1 protein-coding gene is annotated in these 208 nt (G+C 53.4%); it reads left to right on the forward strand.

Annotated elements, in window-relative coordinates; translation table 11 throughout:
* Position 1: 1 nt before the first annotated feature.
* Positions 2 to 208, forward strand: a 207-nt coding sequence (locus tag HMPREF2981_RS10670) for a glycosyltransferase family 2 protein (RefSeq protein WP_141756677.1), incomplete at its 3' end; no start/stop codon positions are given.

Consider the following 208-nt stretch of genomic DNA (forward strand, 5'->3'; position numbering starts at 1 on the left):
TATGCGTACCCCTCGTACCAGCATCATCATGCCGGTCTACAACACCGCCAACACCGTCATCAACGCCATACAATCCGTCCGAAACCAAACAGACCCCAACTTTGAACTGCTCATCATGATCGACGGATCCCCCGATAACTCCGCCGACATCATCACCGACTACCACAAACAAAACCCCGACACCCGCATCCACATCTTCAACAACCCC

Source organism: Rothia sp. HMSC069C01 (genome assembly GCF_001814655.1).
GTDB classification, from domain to species: Bacteria; Actinomycetota; Actinomycetes; order Actinomycetales; family Micrococcaceae; genus Rothia; species Rothia dentocariosa.